This window comes from Streptomyces sp. BE303 (assembly GCF_036290945.1).
GTDB lineage: Bacteria > Actinomycetota > Actinomycetes > Streptomycetales > Streptomycetaceae > Kitasatospora.
The window spans coordinates 1-318 of record NZ_JAQYWZ010000294.1 but is presented as its reverse complement, the minus strand read 5'-3'; the positions used below and the strand labels follow the sequence as shown (position 1 = coordinate 318).

General features: G+C 79.9%; 1 pseudogene. It reads left to right on the top strand.

Features of this window, described 5'->3' with window-relative positions:
* Positions 1–318: pseudogene (locus PUR56_RS02815) on the top strand (hypothetical protein); the annotation flags it as partial.

Sequence of the window (318 nt, the reverse complement as noted above, 5' to 3'; positions counted from 1 at the left end):
GGTGATCGTCCGCGGCAACGACGCCCTCCTCCCGCGGCCGATCGGCCGGACCGCCCGTCTGTTCTCCCTGCTGCTCGGGCGGCTCCGCGAGACCGGCTGGCAGCCGGTCGTGGTGCCGTGCCCCGTCCCCGGCCACGCGCCCGGCTTCCGTGCCCCCGCCCGACTGGTCGGCGGTCACCGTTCCCGGCGCCTCGCCCGCCGGCAGGCCCGCTCCGCCGTGCGCGCCGTGACGCCGCTGTCCCCGTCCTCCGGGCCGGAGTTCCAGGACCGGGCCGAGCTGCTCCGCGCCCCCGACGGCGTCCACCCGAGCTCCCGGGG